The organism is uncultured Gemella sp., from assembly GCF_963529685.1.
In the GTDB taxonomy this organism is placed as follows: Bacteria; Bacillota; Bacilli; order Staphylococcales; family Gemellaceae; genus Gemella.
Genome location: NZ_CAUSAI010000010.1, coordinates 13,932 through 39,295, shown reverse-complemented (window position 1 = coordinate 39,295; position 25,364 = coordinate 13,932). Strand labels below are relative to the sequence as shown.

General features: G+C 28.3%; 25 protein-coding genes, 1 pseudogene and 2 other annotated features. Of the genes and pseudogenes, 7 read left to right on the top strand and 19 right to left on the bottom strand.

Features of this window, described 5'->3' with window-relative positions; all coding sequences use genetic code 11:
- Positions 1-485 precede the first annotated feature (485 nt).
- Positions 486-746, top strand: coding sequence for a rhodanese-like domain-containing protein (locus RWS90_RS02960; RefSeq protein ID WP_399541475.1), 261 nt, complete (start codon positions 486-488; stop codon positions 744-746).
- 1,453 nt (positions 747-2,199) lie between these two features.
- Here the strand turns inward: RWS90_RS02960 and RWS90_RS02955 are convergent.
- From RWS90_RS02955 to RWS90_RS02895, 13 genes are all read right to left on the bottom strand, one after another.
- On the bottom strand, positions 2,200-2,595 hold the full coding sequence (locus tag RWS90_RS02955; RefSeq protein WP_271965255.1) for a type II toxin-antitoxin system HicB family antitoxin: 396 nt from the start codon (positions 2,593-2,595) through the stop codon (positions 2,200-2,202).
- A gap of 28 nt (positions 2,596-2,623) precedes the next feature.
- Positions 2,624-2,806, bottom strand: coding sequence for a type II toxin-antitoxin system HicA family toxin (locus RWS90_RS02950; protein ID WP_271965256.1), 183 nt, complete (start codon positions 2,804-2,806; stop codon positions 2,624-2,626).
- Positions 2,807-3,163: 357 nt separating this feature from the next.
- The gene (locus RWS90_RS02945; RefSeq protein ID WP_314548495.1) at positions 3,164-3,463 is read right to left on the bottom strand and encodes a hypothetical protein; all 300 of its coding nucleotides are present in this window, start codon (positions 3,461-3,463) and stop codon (positions 3,164-3,166) included.
- 132 nt (positions 3,464-3,595) lie between these two features.
- Positions 3,596-3,745 (bottom strand): hypothetical protein, encoded by a 150-nt coding sequence (locus tag RWS90_RS02940; RefSeq protein WP_314548493.1) that lies wholly within the window; start codon positions 3,743-3,745, stop codon positions 3,596-3,598.
- A 627-nt stretch (positions 3,746-4,372) separates the two neighbouring features.
- Positions 4,373-6,568 carry a virulence-associated E family protein gene (locus tag RWS90_RS02935; RefSeq protein WP_314548492.1) on the bottom strand — a complete coding sequence of 732 codons (2,196 nt, stop codon included), beginning with the start codon at positions 6,566-6,568 and terminating at the stop codon, positions 4,373-4,375.
- Positions 6,569-6,869: 301 nt separating this feature from the next.
- The gene (locus tag RWS90_RS02930) at positions 6,870-7,418 is read right to left on the bottom strand and encodes a tyrosine-type recombinase/integrase (RefSeq protein WP_314548491.1); all 549 of its coding nucleotides are present in this window, start codon (positions 7,416-7,418) and stop codon (positions 6,870-6,872) included.
- 192 nt (positions 7,419-7,610) lie between these two features.
- Positions 7,611-7,931: a hypothetical protein gene (locus RWS90_RS02925; protein ID WP_314548490.1), complete on the bottom strand. Its 321-nt coding sequence runs from the start codon at positions 7,929-7,931 to the stop codon at positions 7,611-7,613.
- A gap of 11 nt (positions 7,932-7,942) precedes the next feature.
- Positions 7,943-8,365: a hypothetical protein gene (locus RWS90_RS02920; protein ID WP_314548489.1), complete on the bottom strand. Its 423-nt coding sequence runs from the start codon at positions 8,363-8,365 to the stop codon at positions 7,943-7,945.
- A 278-nt stretch (positions 8,366-8,643) separates the two neighbouring features.
- Positions 8,644-8,994, bottom strand: a complete 351-nt coding sequence (locus RWS90_RS02915; RefSeq protein WP_314548488.1) for a hypothetical protein — start codon at positions 8,992-8,994, stop codon at positions 8,644-8,646.
- A gap of 16 nt (positions 8,995-9,010) precedes the next feature.
- Positions 9,011-9,280: a hypothetical protein gene (locus RWS90_RS02910; protein ID WP_314548487.1), complete on the bottom strand. Its 270-nt coding sequence runs from the start codon at positions 9,278-9,280 to the stop codon at positions 9,011-9,013.
- A 19-nt stretch (positions 9,281-9,299) separates the two neighbouring features.
- Positions 9,300-9,431 (bottom strand): hypothetical protein, encoded by a 132-nt coding sequence (locus RWS90_RS02905; protein ID WP_314548486.1) that lies wholly within the window; start codon positions 9,429-9,431, stop codon positions 9,300-9,302.
- A gap of 16 nt (positions 9,432-9,447) precedes the next feature.
- Positions 9,448-10,041: a hypothetical protein gene (locus RWS90_RS02900; RefSeq protein ID WP_314548485.1), complete on the bottom strand. Its 594-nt coding sequence runs from the start codon at positions 10,039-10,041 to the stop codon at positions 9,448-9,450.
- Positions 10,042-10,635: 594 nt separating this feature from the next.
- The gene (locus tag RWS90_RS02895; protein ID WP_314548484.1) at positions 10,636-10,839 is read right to left on the bottom strand and encodes a helix-turn-helix transcriptional regulator; all 204 of its coding nucleotides are present in this window, start codon (positions 10,837-10,839) and stop codon (positions 10,636-10,638) included.
- A gap of 260 nt (positions 10,840-11,099) precedes the next feature.
- Here RWS90_RS02895 and RWS90_RS02890 point away from each other — a divergent pair, with 260 nt between their 5' ends.
- From RWS90_RS02890 to RWS90_RS02875, 4 genes are all read left to right on the top strand, one after another.
- Positions 11,100-11,945, top strand: coding sequence for a helix-turn-helix domain-containing protein (locus RWS90_RS02890; RefSeq protein ID WP_314548483.1), 846 nt, complete (start codon positions 11,100-11,102; stop codon positions 11,943-11,945).
- 250 nt (positions 11,946-12,195) lie between these two features.
- Entirely contained in the window at positions 12,196-13,185 is a 990-nt protein-coding gene (locus tag RWS90_RS02885; protein WP_314548482.1) for an Abi family protein, read from the top strand.
- A 542-nt stretch (positions 13,186-13,727) separates the two neighbouring features.
- Entirely contained in the window at positions 13,728-14,831 is a 1,104-nt protein-coding gene (locus RWS90_RS02880) for a tyrosine-type recombinase/integrase (RefSeq protein ID WP_314548481.1), read from the top strand.
- A 165-nt stretch (positions 14,832-14,996) separates the two neighbouring features.
- Positions 14,997-15,302, top strand: a complete 306-nt coding sequence (locus RWS90_RS02875) for a rhodanese-like domain-containing protein (protein ID WP_314548480.1) — start codon at positions 14,997-14,999, stop codon at positions 15,300-15,302.
- A gap of 109 nt (positions 15,303-15,411) precedes the next feature.
- On the opposite strand, the pseudogene RWS90_RS02870 reads toward RWS90_RS02875, so the two are convergent.
- Positions 15,412-15,679 (bottom strand): annotated as a pseudogene (locus RWS90_RS02870) (metal-sensitive transcriptional regulator).
- A gap of 220 nt (positions 15,680-15,899) precedes the next feature.
- Positions 15,900-16,117 (top strand) — a binding site (T-box leader).
- 59 nt (positions 16,118-16,176) lie between these two features.
- Positions 16,177-16,419: a binding site (T-box leader), on the top strand.
- Between the two features lie 83 nt (positions 16,420-16,502).
- On the opposite strand from RWS90_RS02870, the gene metE reads away from it, so the two are divergent.
- Complete coding sequence (metE, locus tag RWS90_RS02865) at positions 16,503-18,743, top strand: 5-methyltetrahydropteroyltriglutamate--homocysteine S-methyltransferase (RefSeq protein WP_314548479.1); 2,241 nt, start codon at positions 16,503-16,505, stop codon at positions 18,741-18,743.
- A gap of 9 nt (positions 18,744-18,752) precedes the next feature.
- Complete coding sequence (locus RWS90_RS02860; protein ID WP_314548478.1) at positions 18,753-20,600, top strand: bifunctional homocysteine S-methyltransferase/methylenetetrahydrofolate reductase; 1,848 nt, start codon at positions 18,753-18,755, stop codon at positions 20,598-20,600.
- A 50-nt stretch (positions 20,601-20,650) separates the two neighbouring features.
- Here RWS90_RS02860 and RWS90_RS02855 read toward each other — a convergent pair whose 3' ends face one another.
- The 5 genes from RWS90_RS02855 to RWS90_RS02835 all read right to left on the bottom strand — a co-directional run bounded on the left by RWS90_RS02855 (position 20,651) and on the right by RWS90_RS02835 (position 25,230).
- A complete protein-coding gene (locus RWS90_RS02855) occupies positions 20,651-21,004 on the bottom strand; it encodes a YlbF family regulator (protein ID WP_314548477.1) in 354 nt (117 codons plus the stop codon).
- Positions 21,005-21,641: 637 nt separating this feature from the next.
- The gene (locus RWS90_RS02850) at positions 21,642-22,262 is read right to left on the bottom strand and encodes a DNA alkylation repair protein (RefSeq protein ID WP_314548476.1); all 621 of its coding nucleotides are present in this window, start codon (positions 22,260-22,262) and stop codon (positions 21,642-21,644) included.
- 83 nt (positions 22,263-22,345) lie between these two features.
- Complete coding sequence (gene tig / locus RWS90_RS02845; RefSeq protein ID WP_314548475.1) at positions 22,346-23,614, bottom strand: trigger factor; 1,269 nt, start codon at positions 23,612-23,614, stop codon at positions 22,346-22,348.
- A gap of 220 nt (positions 23,615-23,834) precedes the next feature.
- On the bottom strand, positions 23,835-24,533 hold the full coding sequence (locus RWS90_RS02840) for a SprT family zinc-dependent metalloprotease (protein WP_314548474.1): 699 nt from the start codon (positions 24,531-24,533) through the stop codon (positions 23,835-23,837).
- Between the two features lie 19 nt (positions 24,534-24,552).
- Positions 24,553-25,230 (bottom strand): YggS family pyridoxal phosphate-dependent enzyme, encoded by a 678-nt coding sequence (locus tag RWS90_RS02835; protein ID WP_314548473.1) that lies wholly within the window; start codon positions 25,228-25,230, stop codon positions 24,553-24,555.
- Between the last annotated feature and the right edge of the window lie 134 nt (positions 25,231-25,364).

The window sequence follows — 25,364 nt, the reverse complement described above, 5'->3', positions numbered from 1 at the left end:
TTTTCAATTGTTTAACTCTTGGCTCTCACCCGCATAGCGGGTGGTTTTTTGTTTCAGAGACTTCGCCTCCTCAACTGACTAAAGTCATTAACTAGAGTAATAGCCCTCAAAATTTAGACAAATTTTGGGGCTATTACCTGGCAATATATTGGTTGTTTTTTATGGAAATGAAAGCGTCATCTTTTAGTTTATTATTCTACTATTTTTACTATTTGTCAAGCACATAACATCAAAATATCACTAATTATTCGGCAAAAAATAATATTGTATTTTTTCATCATATTACCTACTATAAACTAACTATGTAACAAATAGTTTCTACTTAATCACGAATTATTTTTCATTTCATTATCAATTCTACACATTAAGTCAATATTTTTGACAATTCCTCTGTTTCATAGTTTAATATACCCCGTAAGGGTATATAGAAGGTTTAGATAAATGTTTTTTTTATTCACAAAAATAGATAGTATTTCTACTATCGAATTAGAAAAAAACTCAAGGAAGGTATTCAATTAATAGACGTAAGGACACCTGCTGAGTTTAGACGAGGCCATATAAAAAATGCAAAAAATATTCCACTAAGCGAAATCGAAAACTTCACTCCTATCGCTGACAAAAAAACATATGTAATTTGTCACTCTGGAGCAAGAAGTAAACTTGCCGCTAAAAAACTTAAAAAAAGAGGTTTTGATGTTGTTAATGTTCAAGGTGGAATGCATGCATGGCGAGGTAAAATAGTTTAAAATTAGACTATAAAAATTCTAATATAGATTACATTTTAGAACACTTCTAACCATTGATACAATAACGATATATTAAAGAAATAAGTTTCTATACAATATCAAATTTTAAGACTTTTTGGAGAGTTTTCGGAGAGTTTTCGGAAACAAAAACACATTAAATAAGTGCCAGTAGTTCTATAAATAAATGAGATAACAGGTAGTATATTACTATCTGTTTTTTTGTTAAATTAAAGTAGTTTAACAAGAATTTTGATTATTCCTAGTATATCGTTTTACTTGTTTTGTATGGCTATAGTAAGTATTTTTAACTACATTTTTTCATTGATGAATTTCAAGAAATAAACCTATTGATTTTTTATTTTTAATGGTTTATAATTACTGTAGAAATAAGTTTAGCAAACATTGGAAGACTTCTCAAAATTAGATGAGAAGTTCTTTTTTTTGTCTTAATTTTTCCAATAATGATTAACGAGGCTGTGCCATTGTGAATGATTGGGTGCAGGTTGGTCTTTAAGTTTTTTTATTTTTTGAGATTTTTAATAGGGGGGGCGGTGTTCTCAATTAAGGGAAGTATACCTCATTCCTTTTATAGTAATATATCCTTATGCTATCCTTAGCCCTTGGCTTAGCTCTTGCCTTTGTATCTTTCTATCTTTCATCTTTAATGTTAAATACAATTAAACTAATTAATATTTATTCTTTTGTTTAAATCATTTAATCTTTTACATATTCTTTTCATAATCATATTACATTCAATGATAACATATTAATCTAATATACTTTCATACTATCTTTACATCTTAGTTCATTGTTACTACTTACTTGATATATCTATCACTTACAACAAACCTATTCAATCATGATACTTGTATCAACTATATAGCCATATGGTATAAGGTGATTAGGTAACTGGAATAAGCCTAACAGATGTAGTACATATCAATCTACATTAATTAGCTATCTATGAATATATAATGATATGATATAACCGAATGAATATATATTAGTGTTGCTTATCCTCTAGTATCTGATACGATTAATCAACCTAATTTAGATATCTACACATAATCTTAATTACTTGTATATGATTAATACATGTTCTTAGCTACCTCTTGTATTAATGTAGCGAATGCAATTATCACCATATAATATTACTTCTCTTGAATATCAATACTCTTGTAATTCTTTGTTAGATATTCTTTTAAGATAAATACCTTTTATATAGAACTACATAGAATAAACAAGCTCTTATATGCTCTAGTATAATCAATGTACCTTGTATAATTACTAGGTTTGTATATAGAGTAGAGAGCATACAAAAGATATACAGAGGGTTTAATATTTAATTTCTTTATGAAAAATATACAAACTAAAAAAATAAAGTTAGTGCAAAATGCACCAACTTAAATAAAAATAAAAACAGTGGATTTATTCCACTGCCTTTTTAACTTTGTTATACTCCTAATTCATTTTTTAAAGCTTGCTGTAATACTTGTGAAAAGTTTATTTTTTTCTCTTTCCCTAAGTCTACTAACCATTTAGGTAAAGTAACCATTTTATTTACTGCTTTATTTTCTTCTCTACGTCTAATAAAATCAGTATCAACATTAATTAATTGTAATTGTTGATTATCGTTTAATTTAGCTTGTAACTCTTGATATGTACTTGGTTTTGGTATACTCATTTTTTCATCTTCTAATACTAATAAATATCCCTCTAGAGCGTCCTTACTCATGTACAAAGCTTCTTCTAAATTATCACCAAAAGTAATACAACCTTTTAAATCTGGGAATGTTATATCTATATAATCTTTTTCTTGTGTAAATACTGCGTAATACATATATTTCATGTGGTTAACCTCCTAAAATCAAGGGGCTTTATTTCAAGCCCGCTTGTTTTAATATCTTTTGTGCCGTCCCTTTTGGTAAATCTCTCTTTGGGTGCGGTACAGTTATAAGATAATCTTTGTTAGGGTGCTTAAATTGGTGGTGACTACCTTTTATTCGGACTTCTTGCCAACCTAATTTATTAAGCTGTTTTATTAATTCTTTCGAACTCATGAGTTTACCTCCTAACAATATATATTTTAACATATGTTTTAACATATGTAAATATTTTTTAGAAGATTATTAATTTTAATTTTTTTCATCTTAAAATATTCTTATTATTCTTTTCAGTTTGTAAAATGATTTTTACTAAAAAATAGGTTTTTTCGTCTAACTTCGGAGAGTTTTCGGAGAGTATTTTTAAAAAGCCAAGTGTATCAAGGCTCTAGAGTACTTATAAATTAAATTACATATTTAAAGATGATAAAAAAAGGGCTATTTAACTTAATCTTAATTACTAGAATTTTTTTAATCATCATTTGATTTTATTTCTAATAATTTAAAATTAAATCGAATAGCCTTTATTAAATGTTATTGTATCTGTATAAAACTCTTTATTTTGTTAATCTCATAATCTATCTCTAATTTATCTAGATGAAGTAACACTATTTCTTTGTATTGATGTTCTTTCAGTCTACGTAAATATTTATTATATAGTTGTTTATTCATAACTCCATTATTCTCAAGTAAAACAATATCCTTAATGTATATTAGTAAATCATCTATAATATCGTAACTGATTTCATCTGATATTGTATCTAACATAGCATTATAATTTCTACAATAAAACGTTTCTACACCAGTTCTATAAAATATCTTTAATTCTAACATATAAATCTACTCCCTTTGAAAAATGTTATCTTATACCTTTATTGTAAATAATATTTTGTGTAATTACAAGGGGTTTTTAGTTAAATATAGTAAAAAATATAAACTTAAATCAGTACTTATTCTTAATAATCTCTATATATCAAGTACTGCTTTCATCTCTTCAAAAGATATATATTCAACTTCATTATTTTCTTTTCTTTCTTCATACTCATTCATTATTGTTAAATCGTGTATATCTTCTAAACATTCAATATCATATTGCTTCGGTGAGTTATCATTCATAATGAGTTAACCTCTTTCTTTTAATATTGTAATTCAATGATATACTATATATTTTTCTGTTTCAAGTTCTTTTCTTAAAATTAAGAGCCATTTAAAAGGTGTATAAGTATTCTAATTTTATTTTGGTGTAATTATACCTTTCTATTTCTTGAAACCTGTTAGCATTTAAAATAATAGCAAAATAAAGAAAACTAATCTTGTTATCTTAACTTGATTAGCTTTCTTACTGAATATATTACTGTAAATTCTTGAAAAACATTCTTGAGGAGTTCTCTTACTTTAATGTGTAATATCTTTTTTATTCAATTAAGATTAATGTACATCATCTACAGATTACTACACGTTAATTTTTAATTTTTTCTAAGAGGGCGTTTAAAACTCCATTTGATTTTCATCTAAACGACTTTTGTTTATCCTTGATATGAAAGGCTTAGGACGTTACAGCGTTTTAGGGCGTTTTTTTTGTTCGTATTAGTAGGAATATACTATATACTATATTTATATATATTTATTATTATATATATAATATGAAAAAATGCCTTAAACGTCCAATACGTCCTAAACGTTGTTATTATCACATTTTATAGGTGGCGTTTGCTAACTTTGAAATGTTCTTTAACGCCATCTTTAATTAATTCTTTTATAACCCCTTAAATCTTTTTTTTCACCACGTGAAATAGCTTTGGAAGATTTCCAATTATCCAACATGTTAAAAACGTTACTAAAATCTTTAGTAGCTTTTAAACCATTTAGAGAGGTTCTATAATTACCAGTTAGTAAGAAGAAAAGTTCTTGAGTAGTAATATCATCTAGTAATACATCTTGTGAAATATCTTCTGTACTTGTTCCAGCGTTTAACATGTCAGTAACGTATTTATGTAACCTAAATTTGTGTTTGCCGTGTATAATTTCTTTCCAGTTACGAGGAAATTTCATATTAGTAATATTCTTTATTTCATCAGTAAATGGAATAGGTATAACATAGTTTTCTGTTTTTTCTTCCATCATTTTTCTAGATGTTTGACTTAACAAAAGACTTTCATTTTTATTATACCATGTTCTGACTTCCGCCCATACTTGAAGTATTTCTTTTTCTTCTACGTTGAAAATTGATTTTTTAATTTTATCTTCATCACATTCAAGTATCCAAAATCTTCTGTTTCCTGTATGGTCTTTCAATATTTTGTCATCATTGGTAGTTCCTAATACTACAAAGCCTTTATGAAAATCTATCGGTTGGGCTTCGTATGGTGCTCTAGTAGTATCTTTTCTTGAAGATAACCACGATTTAAATTCTTGTGTAGGGGTTCTTAATAGAGTACTTAACTCATCTAGTTCAACCAGCCAACTTTGTGAGGTTTGTAAAATAGTATCATTATTTAACTTACCAGTTACTTTTGTATAAAAGTTGTCTAGTGCTAATCGTTCAAGAGTAGTACTTTTCCCAATACCTTGACCACCGAATAAGATTAACATTTCATCAAATTTACGACCTTTATCATATAATCTAGTAATACAAGCTAGTAGCCATTTCCGAGTAACTTCTCTATTAACTGGATTATCTTCGACTCCCAACCAGTCTATAAAGATTTTTTCCGCTCGTTCTATTCCATCCCATTGAGTAGATTCTATAAGTTGCTTTATAGGATGGTATTTATTTTTTTCGCTTACTCCACATATTGCGGTTTTAATATCTTCAGTAGAAAAAGTAACTTTTTTTAGTTTTGATAAATCTAGCCTTAATAAGTTTATATCTTTATTATCTACCGCTTTATACTTCCCATCTTTTTTAATTTCTATTAAATTACTCATTTCATTAAATTTAATATCTCTCAAGTTGTCTATAATATTCATTAAATCAAACAATGTAAAATCACCTTTCTTTTTATCTTGCTTCTTAGCTTTTTTATTTTTATGTGAAAATTTTTCTTTAAAACTATATTTTGTTTTAAAATGATTTACGTTACCTTTAGAGCGTTTTAGCTCTTCATTAAACATTTTTTGGTTTTCTTGTTCCCATTTAGGAGAACTGTTAGGAATATTTGCTAATAGTCTACTACATTCAACCCCAGTAATATATTCTATTTCACCAGTTGTAACTGCTTTACAAAGTACCATTAGACAAGAAATAAAATTACTTCTTTTCTCTAGATTTTTACTTTCTTTTTCGGTGTATTCTTTTACTATTTGTATAGCTTCATCATAGGGAATTGAAAAGTTTTCGTAACTATTAGAGCTTTGAAAATATTCTTGTTTTGGTTTTTGTACTGGAAATTTACTTCCTTGTATTTTTTTGATAAAAACATAGTTATTACTATTACTTTTAGTGGTTATCGGTGCTCCTTGCGGTTGCGACCATGTGAAACTATGTTCATCAAAATTCATATTTAATAAAGCCATAACATGAATTATAGTAGCTTTATACTCACTCTCATTCATTTTCTTTGTTGGCTCTAAAACAAGCCTAAAACGTGGTTTTTCTTCTGTATGGTTAAGAGTAGCATACAATAAATATTTAAATTCCTGTAGTTCACGTTCAATTAAATTAATTGCTTGAGTACTGTTAAGCTCTATTTCATCAATATCGATTATTATTAAATCTCTATAATATAAATTCTCGTTATTTCTGATTATCGGATTGTGTTCTTCCTCGCTAAATTCACCACTTACAAATTGAGTAGCTTTATAACGTTTATAATGCTCTTTGTCTTCGTTATCTTCTATGATGTCTACTGGCGTTATTGCTAAGGTATCAAAAGAGGAAGACTGACTTTTTACTTTTTTAAGTTTGTTTGTTACTGTTCCTGTTTGTGTATAAATCAAAGTAACAACTCCTTTCTTGAATTTATTTTTATTGTTCCAATAGATATAAAATCAATTTTAACAATTAATGAAATAAGTTTAGCTAGAATTATTATTGATTGACTGACTGTTGATTGACTGACTGACAAATATTAAAAATATATATTTTAGTCATTGACTATGTATCATATCTTATAGTTTGTTACGTATCTATATATATAGTTTTTTCTTTTCTCTTCAAGATATTCAACAGCTTTCACTTATTTTTATTCCATATATCACCTACAAGAGGAATGAACAAAAATATTTTTTATTTTCATAGTTAAAGTTCTTCCCATTCTATGAAATTATTATTATAGAAATGCTCGTTTCTTCCTATGTATTGCAAAGTAAAATATTGGTCATGGTGGTTTAGTAGTTTCATTAAACTACGAATATCTTTAGTTCGCTCATAATAGAAATATGCGAATGTCTTTCTAAGTGAACTACCACTAATATTATTTAGATTACATTCTTGACTAGCATTTTTTATAATCTTGTTTACTTGATTTTCTGTTATTGGTTTATAACTTCTTTTTATTCTCAAAGATTTAAAAAGAAAATCATCAGAACTTTTATCTAAACAATAATCTTTTATTAATTTCTGTAGTTTTTTACCTAACGGAAATGATATAACCTTTCTACCAACTATTACTGTTATTTCTTCCTTATCTAGCACATCACGTACTTTTAATTTTACTAATTGATTTACTCTCATAGGTGTATTAATACCTAAGTTGAATAACAAGTGATTTCTAGAATTTTGCTGTTTAAAATAACTATTAAGGATTTTTATGTCTTCCTTGTTTTTTAACGGCTCTACATAATTCATTTTATTTGTTCCTTTCTAGCTTACAATATCGTTTAAATTATCTAATCTAGACTGTACACAAGAAATAAATTTCATGTACTTAAAATTCTGAACTATTTAAACGGCGTATAAGCTGTTTATTTTCTTTTTTGGTATAATATACCTGTTTATCTATTTTTGAACTCTAGCAAGCAAAATATTAGCTAATATAAGCTAGTTTTCTTTTCTCTCCCATAACTTATCTAACATATTGAACGCCTCTACAAGTTCAGTGTGTTTAATTTTCACATTTGTTTCAACTTCATTAATTAGAGATTTATGAATTGTTAAATAGTGAGCCTGATTAAAAATTTCACTGTTAAAAAATTCTTTTACTAGTTCCTCTTTATCTGTACAAAAAAATACTCTATTATCTTTGTAAAAATTAGATAAGGCTGTAATATAAGTTTCTCTAACTGTTTGTAATTCTTTGTTTAGTTGTTCATACTCTAACAAAGTTTTAAGTACGTGTTCTTTAAAGTCTTTTATTTCCATGGTTGCACCTCTTAAAATTTGATTATTAATGTATCTTCATTTTTAGAATAAGTTTCTTTGAGTTTATTTAAAACTTTTATTCTAAAGTCGAAAATGTCATAAAAACGATATTTTAATAGTTCTATTTCCGTTGGGGTGTCATGTAACTCTTTCACTCCATATTCTTTTAGAGTTTTTCTCAAAGTATCAATTTCTCTATCAATAATCTTATTTCTAAATACTTCACTATCTTGTATCTTAACTGCCGTTTCAATAGTCGTTTCTAAGATAGGGCTTAGTGTTAGAAAATCATTAAAGAAGTCGAATAACAATGAACATTGCTCTAGTAAATCATCATAGCTTTCTGACTTAGTAGATAATTGATTACCAATATTTATAGCTTTTCGATTTAATTTGTATAAGCTTTCTTTACTAATTTGATTTAAATTATTCATTTTTAGTTCCTTTCAGAAATAATATTTGTTTGATTTTATAAAAGTAACTAGTGCTATGATTAACAATAGTATTTTTAGTAAATAAACGCTTTTGTAGATTAAAGTAAAGGTACGTACAAGCCGTTGAATTTCCTTTGATATGATTTCACCTAAGAAATACTTTAAAAGGCTCATACGTGCTTTAAATCGCTACATTTTCATTTACTTATAAAACTACTGGCACTAGATTTTTAATTATTTTTTAAAAATTGTTCTATCTTGTAAATGGTCTACATCTATTAAATAATATCGTTTGATAATTTATTGATATTTTGTAATGTTTCTTTCACATCTTCTAGAGCTTCACATATTAAGAAGTCTAATTCTTCTGATAAATGAAGAGCGGTTGCTTCTGTTAACATGTGCAACTTTTCACCGTTTAGCACTTTATCCCAATATTTCAACAATTCTTCTTTTGTTATTTTTAAGGTTTTAAACTCATCTGTTGAGAGTGTTTTAATTGCCATGCAATGTGTAGCTAATATTCGCATTGAAATATGCAAGCTTGCTAATCTTTGGGCTATTTCCTCAATACTCTCTATAACTTCGTTTATTTCTTCTGTATTTTCCGTAACTTTGCTTAGTTCCATTTTTATTACCTCATAATTATCTTACTTTATGATTTTCAAAAATATCATATACTTCTTGAATATCAAATAAATGTCTATTACCAACTTTCACATAATGAAGCCCTAACACTTGTAGTTGCTCCATGCTACTAGCCCCTATACTTAGGTACTTTTGTAGTTCGGTACGTGTAAAGTATCTTTTTTCGGGGTTTATAGTGTTCATTTTTTCCTGGATAACTTCATTGATTAAATTAGCAATTTGCTCTTTAATCTTCAAACTTTGATTTTCAGTTAAAACAACTTCCATAAGCTATTGTTACCTTTCTTTAATAAAATACGTCCATAAATCGGGTTATAATGTAGGTGAAAGCATACATCAACGGAAACCCTACTAACGCTAAACATAAAGTATTAATGTACATTTCTTTGTACTCGTTATTCATTTTTGTTTGTTTCATAATACTTTACCGCCTTTTAATTATAAGTAGTAGTGTAAGGTGTTCTAGTTGGTAATGGTATACTACTTTGACTAGCGTTGATAAGATTGATAATTCTTTGGCAAATATCTTTTTTATTGCTAAGTTCTTTGGTTTTCTTTATCAAGTCCGCCATTTTATCAACAGTATCAATAATTAAGCCTTGCTCGTATAGATAAGCTTCACGCTCATTTAAAACTTTAAGATTATGTTCGTTATGTTGCTCTAGGTACTCTAGTAGTTTGATAACCGCACGCCTTACCGCTTTACTTTCTCTTACTAATATTTGTTTAGCTTGTGAATTTGAAAGTTTATACATTGGACGTTGTTCGCCTTTTTTATCTGTATAAAAGTTAACGGGCAGAAAATTTTGCTCGTTGATTTCTTCGTTAAATTCATCACGTATTATTTCAAGTAAAGTTTTATGTTGTAACATTGTTTTCTTTCCGTCTAGAGTTCTAAAATGATTTATAACGTCTACAAGTTCGACGCTAGTCCACTCTGTTTTATTATTAATATCAGTAATATGTAATGTTTCACTTATTACCTCTACTGTATTGCCATCAATTTTTATTATATTTGTGTTTGTCATTGTCTTTTACCTCGTTTCTAGGGCGTGACAAAAAGCCCTTATTAAATTAAATAGATGAATAGAGTATAGTAATTCTATTCTTTCAAAATAAATACTGTTCGCTAAATAAATGTTTATATAGGTTCTAAAGTGTTCTTTAAATCTATAGAGTAGGTTAAAAACACATTAGAAAATCTGTTCAACAAATTTAGATAGCTATATTTATTTTGGGTTTTGCTATTTACTAATAAAGGCACTTACGATATAATAAAAGTAAGTTATTTTTTAATAAATAGCGGTTTTCAAACCTTTATATCGTTGTTCTAGTTCGCCAAAACATATTCAACGTTATAAGGTTCTTTTTTTTATCGTTCATTCAGTCAAATCACCCCCTATATATAATATATATAATGATGAATGATGATATATACATTCTCTTTATTTAATCTTTTATTATTCTCTTTATTACATTGGCTCATTTTTAGCACATCCATTGGTTGATTTTTAGCAAATGCATTTGCATAATTCAACAAAAAGTATAAAGAGAATTTTTTTTATTAGACTGACTCGCATTTTAATTTAATGCAAAGCTTTTTTATTTGTAGTATTTTGTTTTCATGCTAACGAAAATACTTCTGTTAAGTCGATTTCAAGAGTTTCTGAAATACGTTTTGCCATTTTCGGGCTAGATACTTCATCTTTTAATATTTTTCTTAGTGTGTCATCACTAATTCCACTAGCACGAGAAAAAGAATATTTATTATATCCTTTTAAAGCTAATAACTCTTGTAGTTTCTCAACATTTACAGTAAGTTTCATTTTTTCACCACCTTTTTAAAGAAATCTTTTTGCAATAAATAATTATAGATTATATTCAAATGTTATCGAGCAATTTTTTGCAACTTATTATCGTATAATTAAACTCGAAAATACTCGAGCAATTTTTTGCAACTTCTTTATATTGCTATTTTATCAATAAAAAAAAGAAATGTCAACAAAAAAAGCAAAAAAAAGCAACTTTTTTTGTTTTAAATATAGTTTAATTATGTTATAATCGTAGATGAAAGGAGTTTGAACCTATGAAAATAATTGTGAATAAACTGAATACTGGTTTAAGAATAAAGCAAATCAGAAGCAATTTAGGTGATACATTAGAAGAATTTGGAAAAAGAATAGAAGCTGATAAAAGTAATATTTTAAGGTGGGAGCAAGGAAAAACACTTCCGAATAAACAGCGGTTAAAAGCAATTTCTATATTAGGAAATATTTCATTAAATGAATTAATATATGGTTCAATTGATGAATTTTTAGAGAGCAATTTCTCAAATTTAATTCTAGATTATAAATATCCTTATCCATTATCATTTGATTTTAATATTTATTTAAAAAAGTATAAATTAGAAGTCAGTGAAACTATTGATATAAACTGTATAGATGAGGTTATTAGAGTTTTTTATAAAATTTTAGATGATTATATTGAACATGTAATATGTTTAGATTATCTATCTTTACAGGTCTTATTAAATGATGATACTGAAGAAATTAAAAATAATCTTAATAGGATTAATAAAGAAACTAAGAACATTTTAAATTCAGTTATTTCTAAAAATGAAAACATAAAAGAAATAATAGATGAGTTTGAACTAAAATTGAAAAATTTAAACATAATTGATTATTTTTCTAAGTTGCAAATTGATGAAAGTAATATGTCGCAAGAGAGTATTAAATATTTTCCTATTGTAAAAGAACTATTGTTATATTTAAAAAAAAGTAATAATATGATGATAAAAAATACTATTGAATTCTACACCGCAGCTAGTCAATTTGTTAATGAACATAAAAAACTAGAATTAATTGAAGATGAACTTATTAGAGATACATTAAGTAAAATTATTATCAACGCCCTAGAAAATAATAGAAATTAATTATAGTATCTAGCCCCTATATTAGGTAAAATGGAGTAGAAGCTGTATTATTTGAGTAGTATATATACATATATATTTTTAAAAAAATGTTATAAAAAAAATGAATAAAATCGTTAAAAAAAGTTGACAAAAATTCAAGAGCAATTTATAATTAAACTAATCAAAGAAATGGACGAGGTTCGTCCCACCTAAAAGTTCTTGAGTATTCAAGGGCTTTTTTGTATTAAATAAGAGGAAAGTTGGCGAACTGATGAAAGAATTTAAAACAGTAAATGAACAAATTAAATTATTAAAATCTAGAAATTTAACTATATTAGATGAAGAAAAAGCTAGAGAAAATCTCATGTTGTATGGATATTATGAAATAGTTAACGGATATAAAGACGTATTATTAAAAGATACAGAAGTTTATAAAGATGGTGAGACATTTGAACACTTATTTTCTTTATATAATCTAGATAGTGAATTAAAGATGATTGTTTTAAATTCTACATTAGAGTTCGAAACGGCTTTTAAAACGGCTCTAGCATATACTATTGCTGAAAAGTATGGAGTAAGCGAGAATGATTATTTAAAGCGAACAAATTATAAAGGTGAGAAATATTTTATAAAAAATAATAAAAGGATATATCATTTAGATGTATTGTTAGAAAAATTTAATTCAATAATAAATAGTAATTCTCAACCATTTGAACATTATCGTGAAAAACATACACATATACCACCGTGGATATTATTTAAAGGTGCGACTTTAGGTAATATGTATTATTTCTATAGAGAGCAAAAAACAGATGTGAAAAATAAGGTTATAAGTATAATGCTTGGGTTATCCGTTGAAGAAATAGAAAAGAATAGCAAGTTAAAACAATTGTTTTCAGATAGCTTATCTTTGATATATAAATTTAGAAATAGAAGTGCTCACGGCGGTAGAATATATAATTATACTCCTCAACGTGAATATATACGTTTTAACAGAGAGTTTCATAATTCATTAGGAATAAATAGTAAAAGTTATAGATTAGGTAATTGTAAAAATGATTTGTATACATTTGTTAAAATTTATACTTTATTTAAATCTGATATATTAAGTATGAAACTCAATATAAGTCTAGATGTCTACTTATCTAATCATTTTAAAAAATATCCTAATGATAAAGAATATATCTTACAGGAAATGGGAGTACCTCAACATTTAATTAATAAAAGTGTGATAGAAATATTCCCTTATCATTTAGAGTAATTCAAAATGGAAAAATAAGCTGTTTTTTCCATTTTGGAAATAGTTTAGTAACTCAAAATGGAAAATTTAGAGATTTTTTCCATTATCAATATCTCTAATGGTTATCAACTAATATTTTACAACCACTTAAATTATTTTAGTAAATGAGTTACTTAACTGGAGAAAGAAGCGGTATTCTTGTATTTTGCTACTTGATTTAAGAAAAAATAGCATATAAACACAAATTTATAAAGTTATGTAAACTACATTCTCATATTAGCTATTTAAATGGCTTCTGAAAAGTTTCTTTATCTTTTGGAGTAATAACCCTAAAAATCTTTTTAAAGGCTGTATCATTTAAAATACAAGGTGTTTTTTATGTGAAAGCTAACTTTATTTGACAAAATAAAAAAATCACTGAATTAAACCAGTGATTTTAGTCGAAAATGATATTTTGAATACATCTAATAAAGATAATTTCATTATATCATATTTAACATAATGTAGCTAACATTTTCATTTATTTATAAAACTACTGGCACTAGTGAAAGGAATAAGAGAAAATGATAAAAGAATACATTAACAGTAAAGACAATAAAAAATATTATGAGGTAAAAAATGAATACCTTGGTAAAAATGTTTACACAGGAAAAGAAAAAAGAATATCTAAAAAAGGGTTTAGAACAAAGAGAGAAGCACAAAATTATATAGTTAAAGCTAAGAATGAGTTTTTAAATGGTAGTGTTTTTCTACAAAATGAAAATATTACTTTTGGCGATGTATATAAACTTTGGGAAGAACAACACAAGACACAAATTAAAGAAAGTAGTGACTATATAAGTAAAAGTATCATAAAAAATCGAATTTTACCAACTTTTGAAAATCTAAAAGTCAGTAAAATAAAGTTGCCTTATTGCCAAAATTACATCAACGAGTTATCAGAGAACTATACAAAAAAATACATTCAATTGATAAAAGGTATAATAGTTCAAATATTAGATTATGCTGTTAAGATGGAGATAATACCTACTAACTACATGAAACTAACTCGAATACCTAAGCAAACAGTAACTAAAGAAAAGAAATTCTATACTAGAAAAGAATTGTTACAGTTCTTAAAAATAGTAAAAGAAAATTATTCTAGCGATATATACATAATATTTCATTTATTAGCATATACAGGTATGCGAGTTGGTGAATTAAGGGCTTTAACTTGGAAAGATATTGATTTTAAAAACAAAACTTTAACTATTAATAAAAATATGATGAATGTTGGGAGTAAATCTATAATATCTGATACTAAAACAAAAACAAGTGAAAGAATTATTTTTCTTGATGATACTACAGTTAAAGAATTAAAAGAGTTTAGAAAAAACAGTAATTCATTTAATATTACAGGTAGGCTTGTAAACAGCTCTAAAAAATATTATGTAAACTATATATTAGAGACAATACTTACAAAGTTTCCAGAATTAGGTAAAATAACGCCCCACGGCTTCCGCCATACTCATGCTACGTTGTTATTTGAGGGTGGCTCAACCCCAAAAGATGTACAAAATAGATTAGGTCATAAAGATATAACTACAACTTTAAATACTTATACTCATATTACAGAAGAAAAAAACAAAGAAACTACTAAAATATTTGAAAAAATCATGAATTTATAATATCGGAGAATTATCGGAGAGTTAAATTCAAAAATCCTAATATAACTGATGTTTAGATACATGATATTTAAAATTAGACTATAAATGATTTAACTCTGTTAAAAACACAATAATTTTCCAGACTAATACAGTAGTTAAGTTTAGTAATATTGAAAGGAATCAACTATGAAAAACAATATTTCAATGAAAGATTTTTATGAAAAACATACTAATAATAGTAGTGAAAAACTCACTATTCTTGATGTAAGAGAAATTCACGAATATGAAGCAGGTCACATACCTTCCGCACAGAATTTCCCTTTAAGTACTTTAGGGTTAGACTTTTCTAAATTAGATAAAGATCAAAAATACTATGTGATTTGTCAAGCAGGTGGACGTTCAGCCAAAGCATATGATTTTTTAGAGGCTCAAGGATTCGATGTAATAAATGTTGAAGGTGGTATGAATAATTGGCCTGGAGAAACAAAATAACGAATTAAAGAATTAAACAATCAACAATCGATAGATTAAAATTCTCTATAAAATTAATACACCTAAAAAAGTCTTGATCCAAAATAATTTTGAATCAAGACTTTTATTACTAATTTAGTATACTATTTTTTTTTACTAGATACTGTATAGCTTTCTCTATTCTTTCCTTATGCTCTTCAGAATTTTCTGTAGGGTTATTAATGCATTCCATAAGATTTTCTGTTATTAGTAATTCAATAACTCGGTCAACACTTGAACGAACAGCGCTTAATTGAGTTATAATATCAATACAATCTCTCTTCTTCTATCATTTTTTGAATTCCTCTAAGTTGACCTTCAGAGCATTTTAGACGAGTAATATACTTCGAATTTACCATGTTTTTTTCCTCAGTAGATTTTTTTTCATTATACATTGAATAATTTATTTGTCAAAATTTTATTAATAAAATTAAAATAATCGTTAAGATAACACCACCGGAAATATGTTAATATATTTAATTTATATTAGATTTCTGACAATTTAGAAAAAAGTTTTTAATTTTTCATTAAAAAGTGTTGACAAAGAAAAAATCTTATGTTAATATTTCTTTAACAGTTTTAAAAGCGAAGAAGTGAAGAGCAATATTACTTATTTATTAGAGACCTTTTGGTTGGTGAAAAAAAGGATTTGAGTGTATTGTAAATGGTCACAGAGCTAAACTAATGAGTGAATACAAGTTAGTTTCGGTTGATTACCGTTAATAATCATTGAGGTAAGATTAAATTTATTTTAAGATTATAAAATTGGGTGGTAACACGGTCATTTCGTCCCTTGTGTTACTACCCTTTTGTCGTATTTAAGACTGAATAAAAAAATATTTTTACAAATTAATATATTATTACATGGATAAGATGAGTAGAAAAAAGGATTTACACCAGAGAGTCTCGGTAGCTGAAAAGAGATTAATGAATTTTTTTGAAGATGGTCTTTGAGTTTTAATTATCGAGCAGAAGTTAGATAATTACGCAGAAAATAGCGTTAAAATTTTAATGAGGTGGAAAACTAAAAAATACAACTAATAATTTTAGTTTTTCCATAAAATAAGGTGGTACCACGTATAAAACGCACGTCCTTAAACAATATGTTTATTATTGTTTAAGGGCGTTTTTATTTTTATAATTCAATATACAAAAAAAAGGAAATTTCAGGAGGAAAAAATAATGACAAAAATTTCAAGTTTAGGATACCCACGTTTAGGGGAAAAAAGAGAATGGAAAAAATTAATTGAAGGATACTGGGCTCGTACAGTTCGTCAAAATGAGTTATTTGAAGAAGCTGGAAAACTTCGTCGTCTTTATATCGAGAAACAATTAAATGCTGGATTAGATTTTATTCCAGTTGGTGATTTCTCACTTTATGATCACATTTTAGATTTATCAGTTCAATTCAACGTTATTCCACAACGTTTTGAAGGAAGAGAAGTTGACGTAGATTTATTCTTTGATATCGCTCGTGGTAACAAAGATAATGTTGCATCTGCACTTAAAAAATGGTTTAACACTAACTACCACTACATCGTACCAGAATGGGAAAATGTTAACCCTAAATTAAACAACACTCGTCTTCTTGATTTATATAAAGAAGCTAAAGAAATCGTAGGAGATAAAGCTAAACCAGTAATCACTGGACCAATTACATATGTTGCTTTATCTAGTGGATTAGCTGAAGGAGAATTCGAAAAAGCTGTAGATAAATTAGTTCCACTTTACACTCAAGTATTCAAAGAATTAGCTGAAGCTGGTGCTTCTTACATCCAAGTAGATGAACCAATTTTTGTAACTGATGAAGGAAGAAACTATGTTGAATTAGCTCATAAAGTATATAACCACTTCAACAACGAAGTAAATGCTAAATTCATCTTCCAAACTTACTTTGAAGCTTTAGTAGAAGCTGAAAAACTTGCTGATTTACCAGTAGCTTTCGGTTTAGACTTCGTTCACGGTAGAGAAGAAAACTTAGCTAATGTAAAAGCTGGTTTATTCAAAGATAAAGAAGTATTTGCTGGAGTTGTAGACGGACGTAACGTATGGAGCAATGATTTAGTAGATAGCTCTCAATTATTAGAAGAGCTTAAAGCTAACGTATCTGAATTAGTAATCCAACCTTCATGTTCATTACTACACGTTCCTGTAACAACAAAAAATGAAACTGAATTAGAAGAAACTCTACTAAATGGTTTAGCTTTTGCTGATCAAAAATTAGTAGAACTTAACTTACTTGCTAATAAATTAGATGGTAAAGAAGAAGCTGCTTATGAAAAACACGTTGAAGACTTCAATAAATTACAAAATGCAGAATTCAGAAACCTTGAATTAGAATCTAGTGAAAATGTTCGTTCAACTCGCCCATCTGACTACAAAGTTCGTCGTGAGATTCAAAATAAAAAATATAATTTACCATTATTACCAACTACTACAATCGGGTCATTCCCTCAATCTAAACAAGTACGTCTACAACGCGCACTTTGGAAAAAAGGTGAATTATCTAACGAAGCTTATGAAAAATTCATTGAAGAAGAAATTGCTCGTTGGATTAAGATTCAAGAAGACCTTGATATCGATGTATTAGTTCACGGTGAATTCGAACGTACAGACATGGTTGAATTCTTTGGTCAACGTTTCGCAGGATTCGCATCTACTAAATTCGGTTGGGTTCAATCATACGGTTCTCGTGGGGTTAAACCACCAATCATTTACGGAGATGTAAAACACGTTGAAGCTGTTACAGTTAAAGAAACTGCTTATGCTCAAAGCTTAACTAACCGTCCTGTTAAAGGTATGTTAACTGGACCAGTTACAATTCTAAACTGGTCATTTGAAAGAACTGATATTTCTAAAGCAGAAATCTTCAACCAAATCGCTATCGCACTTAAAAACGAAATTGAACTTTTAGAAAAAGCTGGAATTACAATTATCCAAGTTGATGAACCTGCTATCCGTGAAGGATTACCTCTTAGAGATAATAAAAAAGAAAAATATCTTGAAGAAGCAGTATTCTCATTCCGTCTAGCTACTTCATCAGTTCAAGATGATACACAAATTCACACACATATGTGTTATTCTAACTTTGATGAAATTATCGATTCTATCCGCGCATTAGATGCTGACGTTATTTCTATCGAAACTAGTAGAAGCCACGGAGAATTAATCTCTGCTTTCGAGACTGCAATTTATCCATTAGGTATCGGTCTTGGGGTATATGACATCCACTCTCCTCGTGTACCAACAAAAGAAGAAGTTCGTACAAACATCTTACGTCCACTTCAAAAACTGTCTACTGAGCAATTCTGGATTAACCCTGACTGTGGATTAAAAACACGTGCTGAAAAAGAAACTATCGAAGCATTAGAAGTTTTAGTTGAGGTAACTAAAGAAATCAGAAACGAACTTTCCGCTAAATAGGAGGTTCGCATGAGAAACTTATTAGAGAGATTAGAACAAGATGTACTCGTAGCCGATGGGGCTATGGGTACGGCTCTCTATAGCAATGGATTGGAAAGTTGTCATGAATATAATAATATCTCTAATCCGGATTCTGTAGAGAAGATTCATAAAGCTTATATCGAGGCTGGAGCAGATATCATTCAAACTAATACATATGCTGCAAAGAAGTGCCAGCTTAAAACTTATGGTTATGAAGATAAGTTTGAAGAAATTAACATCCGTGCTGCTGAAATAGCACGTAAAGCTGCTGGAGATAATACAATTGTCTTTGGTACTATTGGAGCTATACGCGGGCTTCGTGAGTGTGAACTTTCATTAAAAACTATTGTAAATGAAACACTAGATCAAGTAAAAGTTTTATTATCGACAGATAAAATTGATGCATTACTATTTGAAACTTATTATGATCAAGAAGAAATTCGAGCTGTATTAACTGAAGTTAGAAAATTAACTGATTTGCCTATTATTACTAATATATCGTTATTAGAAGCAGGTATTACTCAAAACGGAGAAAAAGTAACTGATGCTTTAAGCACTCTTGTTAATTTAGGGGCTGATATCGTTGGTTTAAACTGTCATCTTGGTCCTTATCATATGATTAAAAGTTTAAAACAAGTTCCTTTATTTGCACAAAGTTACCTATCTGCTTATCCAAATGCCAGCTTATTACAGTTAACACAAACTATTAATGGTAATGAATATCGCTTTAGAAAAAATTCAGCATACTTCGAACAAAGTGCTAAACTTCTTGTAGAGGAAGGTGTAAGATTAATCGGTGGTTGTTGTGGTACTACTCCGGAGCATATTCATGCTATTAAAAAAGGAATTAAAGGTCTTAAACCTGTTAAAAGAAAAGTTATAACGCCATTACCTGCTGAAGAAGAACTTGTAAGGGTTGCTCATAACGAACCAACAATTGTTGATAAAGTCAAAAAACAAGTAACTATAATTGCCGAATTAGATCCCCCGAAACATTTAAATGTTGATAAATTTATAGAGGGTGCAAAAGCAATAGATAAAAAGAATATTGAAGCTATTACTCTAGCAGATAATTCTCTAGCTAGCACTAGAATTTGTAATTTAGCCGCGGCTACTTTACTAAAAGAACACATTACTACCCCTACACTTCTTCATTTAACATGTCGTGATCACAACCTTATAGGATTACAATCTCGCTTAATGGGATTTGATCTTCTCGGAATTAATAATGTCCTTGCTCTTACTGGAGATCCAAGTAAACTTGGTGACTTCCCTGGAGCAACTAGTGTCTATGATATGACTAGCCTTAAATTGATTCCTTTTATTAAACAGCTTAACGAAGGACTTGGATATAACGGGGCTTCACTGAAAAAAACAACAAACTTTACAGTAGCTGCTGCTTATAATCCAAATGTTCGTGACCTAAGTAAAACTAAACGTTTAGTTGAGAAAAAAATTAAAGCAGGTACTGATTACTTTATTACTCAACCTGTCTTTGAAGCTGAAAAAATTGAACAATTAGCAGAACTTTCTGCTGACTACCCAGATACACCATTCTTCGTAGGTATAATGCCAATTACTAGCTACAACAACGCTGTCTTCCTACACAATGAGGTACCTGGTATCAAGTTATCTGAAGAATTCTTAGCTAAACTTGAAGAAGTAAAAGATGACAAAGAACTTTGTCAAAAAGTTGCTTTAGAAGAAAGTAAAAAACTGATAGATGTTGCATTAAAACACTTTAATGGAATTTACATAATTACACCATTTTTAAGATATGATCTTACTTTAGAATTAATAGATTATGTTGAAGAAAATAAAAATAAATGTATATAGAAAATCAAGGTGTTAGAATCATTCTAACACCTTGATTTATTGTATTTCTTTTATTTGTTTCCGTATTTTTCGAAAAGTTCATCTAATGGTTTATACATTACTTTATTTAAGTCTTCTATTAAAAATTGTAATTTTTGTTGACTTTGTACAAATTCTAAGAATTTAGCATTTCCCATTAGTTTTTGTTGAATTTCTTCAAATACTGATAATTCTTCTTCAGTAGGTTCATTACCAGCTTGAGCAGCTTCCATTAATTCTTTTTGTTTTAATACGAATTCTGTGTATAAAGCATTAGCTTCTTCGTCTGAATATAGTCCTTCTGCAGCTACTAATGATGCTTTATATTCATCAGATTCTCTTAGTGCTCTTTCAAATTCATTTGCTTTGTCATAAATATTTACCATAGTTGTTTGCTCCTTTTATGTTGTAGTTTAATTATAACATAGTTTTACCTTCTTTGACAATAAATCGTTTGCAAATGATATAGTATAAGTATTACGGAAAAGGTAAAAAAAGAATAACTTCCCTTAAAATATAAGTTACAACACCAGTAGAAAGGAATTTATTCATACGAACATTATAACAAAAATTTTCGTGAAAAACATAGAAAACAACTTAAAAAGATATAGCAAAATTATTTGTTAATTCCCAAAATAAATTCCAGTTAAAGTAAAATACAGGAATTTAATCTGAAACTAGTTTTTATCCTAAAAGCCACCTTTTATAATTAACCAAATTTGACAAAGAACAAAATTTATCTGAATTTTTATGGCTATTACCGAATAATTGGCTGTTTAATATATTCTTAAACACAAGCCACCATCTTTTATGTTATTCGTTTATTTTTCAGAGTCGAAGACTGAAGAAAAATATTACGAATAATTTATACTACGACTACTATAATTTCTACGAACATAGTGAGTTGAGAAATTATTCGTACAGCCTGTAAAAATGAATAGTTCTAATTATAAAATCTATCACATATTTGAAATTTAATTAAAACCTTTGTTAGCTATCTTTTACTATATTATCTTATTATATTTACTCCAAAACAAACTTACTCGCTAATTTATACACTTGTTTGATTTCCTTATTTTCTAATTTCCAAGTTTTTAATTCTTCTTTTATTAGTTCTGGAAATTTTCTACTTATATCTCTTAGTGCATTTCCTACTGATTTTCTTACATATTCACTAGTGTCTTCTTTTAATGGCGCTATTCTTTTTATTGCTTCTTGTGGATTCACTTTAAAGTGCGGTCTGCTAGTCCAAATTCGTAACCTTTCTATGACAGCCCTTCTAGTATTCGGATTATCAGACCTTAGCCACTCATCAATTACAGGTATTGCACTTTCATAACCGGTATTTTTACAATATTCATCAAATGCTTTGGCAAGTACCTCTTGCACTCTCCAATTATCATCTTTAGATACTTCATCTCTCATAAAAGTTAGAATATCACTATCATCTGATAAATATCCGAAAAGAAATACTCCGTACATTCTAACTTGATATACTTTTGATTCATAGGATAAAAAAGCTAATCTTTTAACATACTCTTTATCATTAGATTTATAATCATCTACCGCTCTTTTCTCTTCTTCCTTAAACCCACTCTTTATTAGAAAAAATTTTTGTTCTAGATTTTTAATATATTTGTTCAAATAAAATCACCGCCTTATTATTCCTATAAAAAAAGCATATAGAATGCTAGACACTCTATATGCTTAAGGATGATTTGCTAAAATTAGTTGTTAGCTTTTAAGAAATCAACAGTTTTTTGGATTACTAACTCACCACGTAAGTCTTCAACACTAATACGTTGTTTGATTCCTTCTTCAGTCATGCTGTACATAGTAGCAAGTTCTTTAACTTCTGCATCGATGTCAGCTTCTGTTACTTCAACTTTTTCTACTTCAGCGATTTCTCCTAGTACGAATGAAGTTTTGATTTTGTTTTCTGCGTCAGATTTCATTTCAGCTTTAAGTTCAGCTTCACCTTTTCCAGTGAATTGTTGGTATAAATCAAATGATAATCCTTGACGAGATAAGTTCCCAGTGAATTGTTCAAACATAGAATCAACTTCTTGTTCTACTAATTTTTCTGGTACAGAAAGTTTTGCATTTTCTACAGCTGTAGAAATTACTTTATCAGAATAAGATTTTTCTGCTAAGTTTTCTTTTTCTAATTTGATTTCTTCTTTTAATTTTTCTTTGTATTCAGCTACAGTTGAAGCTGCTTCTTTAGAAAATTCTTTAACGAATTCGTCAGTTAATTCTGGTAGAACTTTTTCTTTTACATCGTGAACTGTAACTTCAAATTTAGCTTCTTTACCAGCTAAATCAGCTACTTGGTAGTTCTCTGGGAATGTTACGTTAACAACTGTGTCAACTGGTGCAGTTTTACCTTCTAATTGTTCTTCGAATCCAGGGATGAATGATCCTGATCCTAATTCTAATTCGTAACCTTTAGCTTCTCCACCATCAAAAGCTTCATCTCCGATGAATCCTTTAAAGTCGATAACTACGATATCACCTTTTTTAGATTCTCCTTCTTTGATTTGCCATTCAGCTTGACGACTTAATAAACTATCTAATCTTTCTTCTACATCAGCATCAGTTACTTCTACTGAGTCTTTTTCTAATCCAAGGTTTTTGTATTCACCTAACTCAACGTTTGGTTTAACAGTAACAACTGCTTCGAATTTAACACCTTCTTCTTTGCTGATTTCTTTAACATCGATATCAGGCATAGCTAATGGTGAAACTTCTAATTCATCGATAGCTTTAGTGTAAGCTCTTGGTAATACATAATCAACTGCATCTTGATATAATGCTTCTTCACCGTACATTTTGTTGAATACGGCTCTTGGTAATTTACCTTTTCTGAATCCAGGTGCGTTAACACGTTTAACTGCACGTTTGAATGCTTGGTCTAATCCTTTCGCAAATTCTTCTTTTGTTGCTGAAAAAGCGATAACTACTTTTCCATCTTCTTTATTTAAAATTTGTGACATTTATTTTTCCTCCAAAAATACTTTTAAGTATCATCAAAAATGTTAGTATAAAAATACTAAAAACTCTTGATTAATTATATAGTAAATAGCGTAAAAAGTCAATCGTTACACTTTTAAATTATTGTTTTTAAGAGTAAGGTTAAATACCTTCTAATAATTATTTAAACTCTTACAAATTGATGTTAAAATTCAAAAAAATTGTAATACTTATCCCTTTTATCTATCCACCAACTAATTTTTTACTAAATTCTTTTATTAATTTATCATTTTCTCTAAAGTTGGGGTAATATTTCCCTAATAATTCATAAAATCTAGGTGTATGATTTGTTTCTAGTAGATGAGTAAGTTCATGAACCACGATATGTTCTAAACATTCAATTGGAAATTTTACTAATTCATAGTTTATCCAGATTCTTTTAGCTTCGATATTGCACGTTCCCCAACGTGTTTTCATCTTTTTAATCCTAAGCTGTTCTGCATGGACACCCATAATTTTTTCATGTTTATTAATGAACTCTAAAGCCTTGTTATAAAGGACTTTTCTCAGATAATTTATAATGATCTGTTCTCTATTTTGTTCCTTATTCTTAATAACTAAAACTAGTCTTTCATTAGAAAGAATCACTTCATTCTTAGTTCCTAACCTTACCTCTAATTCAAAATTCCTCCCGAAGATAAAGTGTTTTTCACCAGTCACAAAGCACTTTATAATATGACCATTTTTTAATATATTATATCTTCTTTCTCTTATCTCATCAATATTTTCTTGAATCAATTTTTTTATAACATAGTTAGGAGTTCTTGGAGGGGCGCTTACTACCACATCAGCGTTTTTTTCAACTTTCAAATAAATATTTTTCATACTTTTTCTATATTTTATTATAACTGCTAAGTCATCAACACTTACTACTTTTTGCATACTACCCCTCCTTCAATTGTTATTTTAATTCACAACCTACTAAAGCTGTACCAACTCTTATATGAGTCGCACCTTCTTCAATTGCGATTTTATAATCATTACTCATACCCATTGATAAAAATTCACATGGTGCATATGATAAATTCAACCCTTTTACTTCATCACGTAAGTTTCTTAATTTTTTAAAGCAATTACGCAGGATTTCTTCATCATCCACAAAAGGTGCCATCGTCATAAGACCGACAACTTTTATTTTTGAATATTGCTCCAACGATTTTATAAAGTCAATGGCTTCTTCTGAAGTTAAACCATGTTTACTCTCTTCTCCAGAAACATTCACCTGCACGAAGCATTTAACCTCTTTTTCTGCACGTTTTTCGATTTCTTTAGCTAAGCTACCTCTATCTAATGCATGGAAGTAATCAACCTCATTAATCACATCACGTACTTTTCTAGTTTGTAAACTTCCTATTAAATGCCAAGTCTTATCAGAATATTTACTTTTTCTCTCAACATAATTCTGAGGTCGATTTTCAGCAAAGTCTGTAATGCCCGCTTCTATTGCTTCTTCAACTCTAGCATCACTAACGTACTTAGTTACAGCAACTAAATTCACTTCTTCTGCATTTCTTCCTACTTTTTCACAAGTTTCAGCTATTTCTTTTGTTATTGTCTCAAAATTTTCTCTAACGTTCATTTTTCCTCCTACTTACTCTACATATTTAGTACTATATTCTAATTATACCATGATGCTTATTATTTTGTTATAAAATTGAATAAAAAGGGAATGACTTGAAAATTGAGATTCTCTAAAAATCGTCATTTTCAAGT

Excerpts from the sequence above, each read along its gene's own strand:
- RWS90_RS02835 (WP_314548473.1), bottom strand. The coding sequence starts at position 25,230 with ATGAACGTTAGAGAAAATTTTGAGACAATAACAAAAGAAATAGCTGAA.
- RWS90_RS02910 (WP_314548487.1), bottom strand. The coding sequence starts at position 9,280 with ATGGAAGTTGTTTTAACTGAAAATCAAAGTTTGAAGATTAAAGAGCAA.
- RWS90_RS02900 (WP_314548485.1), bottom strand. The coding sequence starts at position 10,041 with ATGACAAACACAAATATAATAAAAATTGATGGCAATACAGTAGAGGTA.
- RWS90_RS02945 (WP_314548495.1), bottom strand. The coding sequence starts at position 3,463 with ATGTTAGAATTAAAGATATTTTATAGAACTGGTGTAGAAACGTTTTAT.
- metE (WP_314548479.1), top strand. The coding sequence starts at position 16,503 with ATGACAAAAATTTCAAGTTTAGGATACCCACGTTTAGGGGAAAAAAGA.
- RWS90_RS02920 (WP_314548489.1), bottom strand. The coding sequence starts at position 8,365 with ATGAATAATTTAAATCAAATTAGTAAAGAAAGCTTATACAAATTAAAT.
- RWS90_RS02915 (WP_314548488.1), bottom strand. The coding sequence starts at position 8,994 with ATGGAACTAAGCAAAGTTACGGAAAATACAGAAGAAATAAACGAAGTT.
- RWS90_RS02925 (WP_314548490.1), bottom strand. The coding sequence starts at position 7,931 with ATGGAAATAAAAGACTTTAAAGAACACGTACTTAAAACTTTGTTAGAG.
- RWS90_RS02930 (WP_314548491.1), bottom strand. The coding sequence starts at position 7,418 with ATGAATTATGTAGAGCCGTTAAAAAACAAGGAAGACATAAAAATCCTT.
- RWS90_RS02890 (WP_314548483.1), top strand. The coding sequence starts at position 11,100 with ATGAAAATAATTGTGAATAAACTGAATACTGGTTTAAGAATAAAGCAA.
- RWS90_RS02905 (WP_314548486.1), bottom strand. The coding sequence starts at position 9,431 with ATGAAACAAACAAAAATGAATAACGAGTACAAAGAAATGTACATTAAT.
- RWS90_RS02875 (WP_314548480.1), top strand. The coding sequence starts at position 14,997 with ATGAAAAACAATATTTCAATGAAAGATTTTTATGAAAAACATACTAAT.
- RWS90_RS02940 (WP_314548493.1), bottom strand. The coding sequence starts at position 3,745 with ATGAATGATAACTCACCGAAGCAATATGATATTGAATGTTTAGAAGAT.
- RWS90_RS02855 (WP_314548477.1), bottom strand. The coding sequence starts at position 21,004 with ATGGTAAATATTTATGACAAAGCAAATGAATTTGAAAGAGCACTAAGA.
- RWS90_RS02840 (WP_314548474.1), bottom strand. The coding sequence starts at position 24,533 with ATGCAAAAAGTAGTAAGTGTTGATGACTTAGCAGTTATAATAAAATAT.
- RWS90_RS02950 (WP_271965256.1), bottom strand. The coding sequence starts at position 2,806 with ATGAGTTCGAAAGAATTAATAAAACAGCTTAATAAATTAGGTTGGCAA.
- RWS90_RS02880 (WP_314548481.1), top strand. The coding sequence starts at position 13,728 with ATGATAAAAGAATACATTAACAGTAAAGACAATAAAAAATATTATGAG.
- RWS90_RS02895 (WP_314548484.1), bottom strand. The coding sequence starts at position 10,839 with ATGAAACTTACTGTAAATGTTGAGAAACTACAAGAGTTATTAGCTTTA.
- tig (WP_314548475.1), bottom strand. The coding sequence starts at position 23,614 with ATGTCACAAATTTTAAATAAAGAAGATGGAAAAGTAGTTATCGCTTTT.
- RWS90_RS02955 (WP_271965255.1), bottom strand. The coding sequence starts at position 2,595 with ATGAAATATATGTATTACGCAGTATTTACACAAGAAAAAGATTATATA.
- RWS90_RS02885 (WP_314548482.1), top strand. The coding sequence starts at position 12,196 with ATGAAAGAATTTAAAACAGTAAATGAACAAATTAAATTATTAAAATCT.
- RWS90_RS02860 (WP_314548478.1), top strand. The coding sequence starts at position 18,753 with ATGAGAAACTTATTAGAGAGATTAGAACAAGATGTACTCGTAGCCGAT.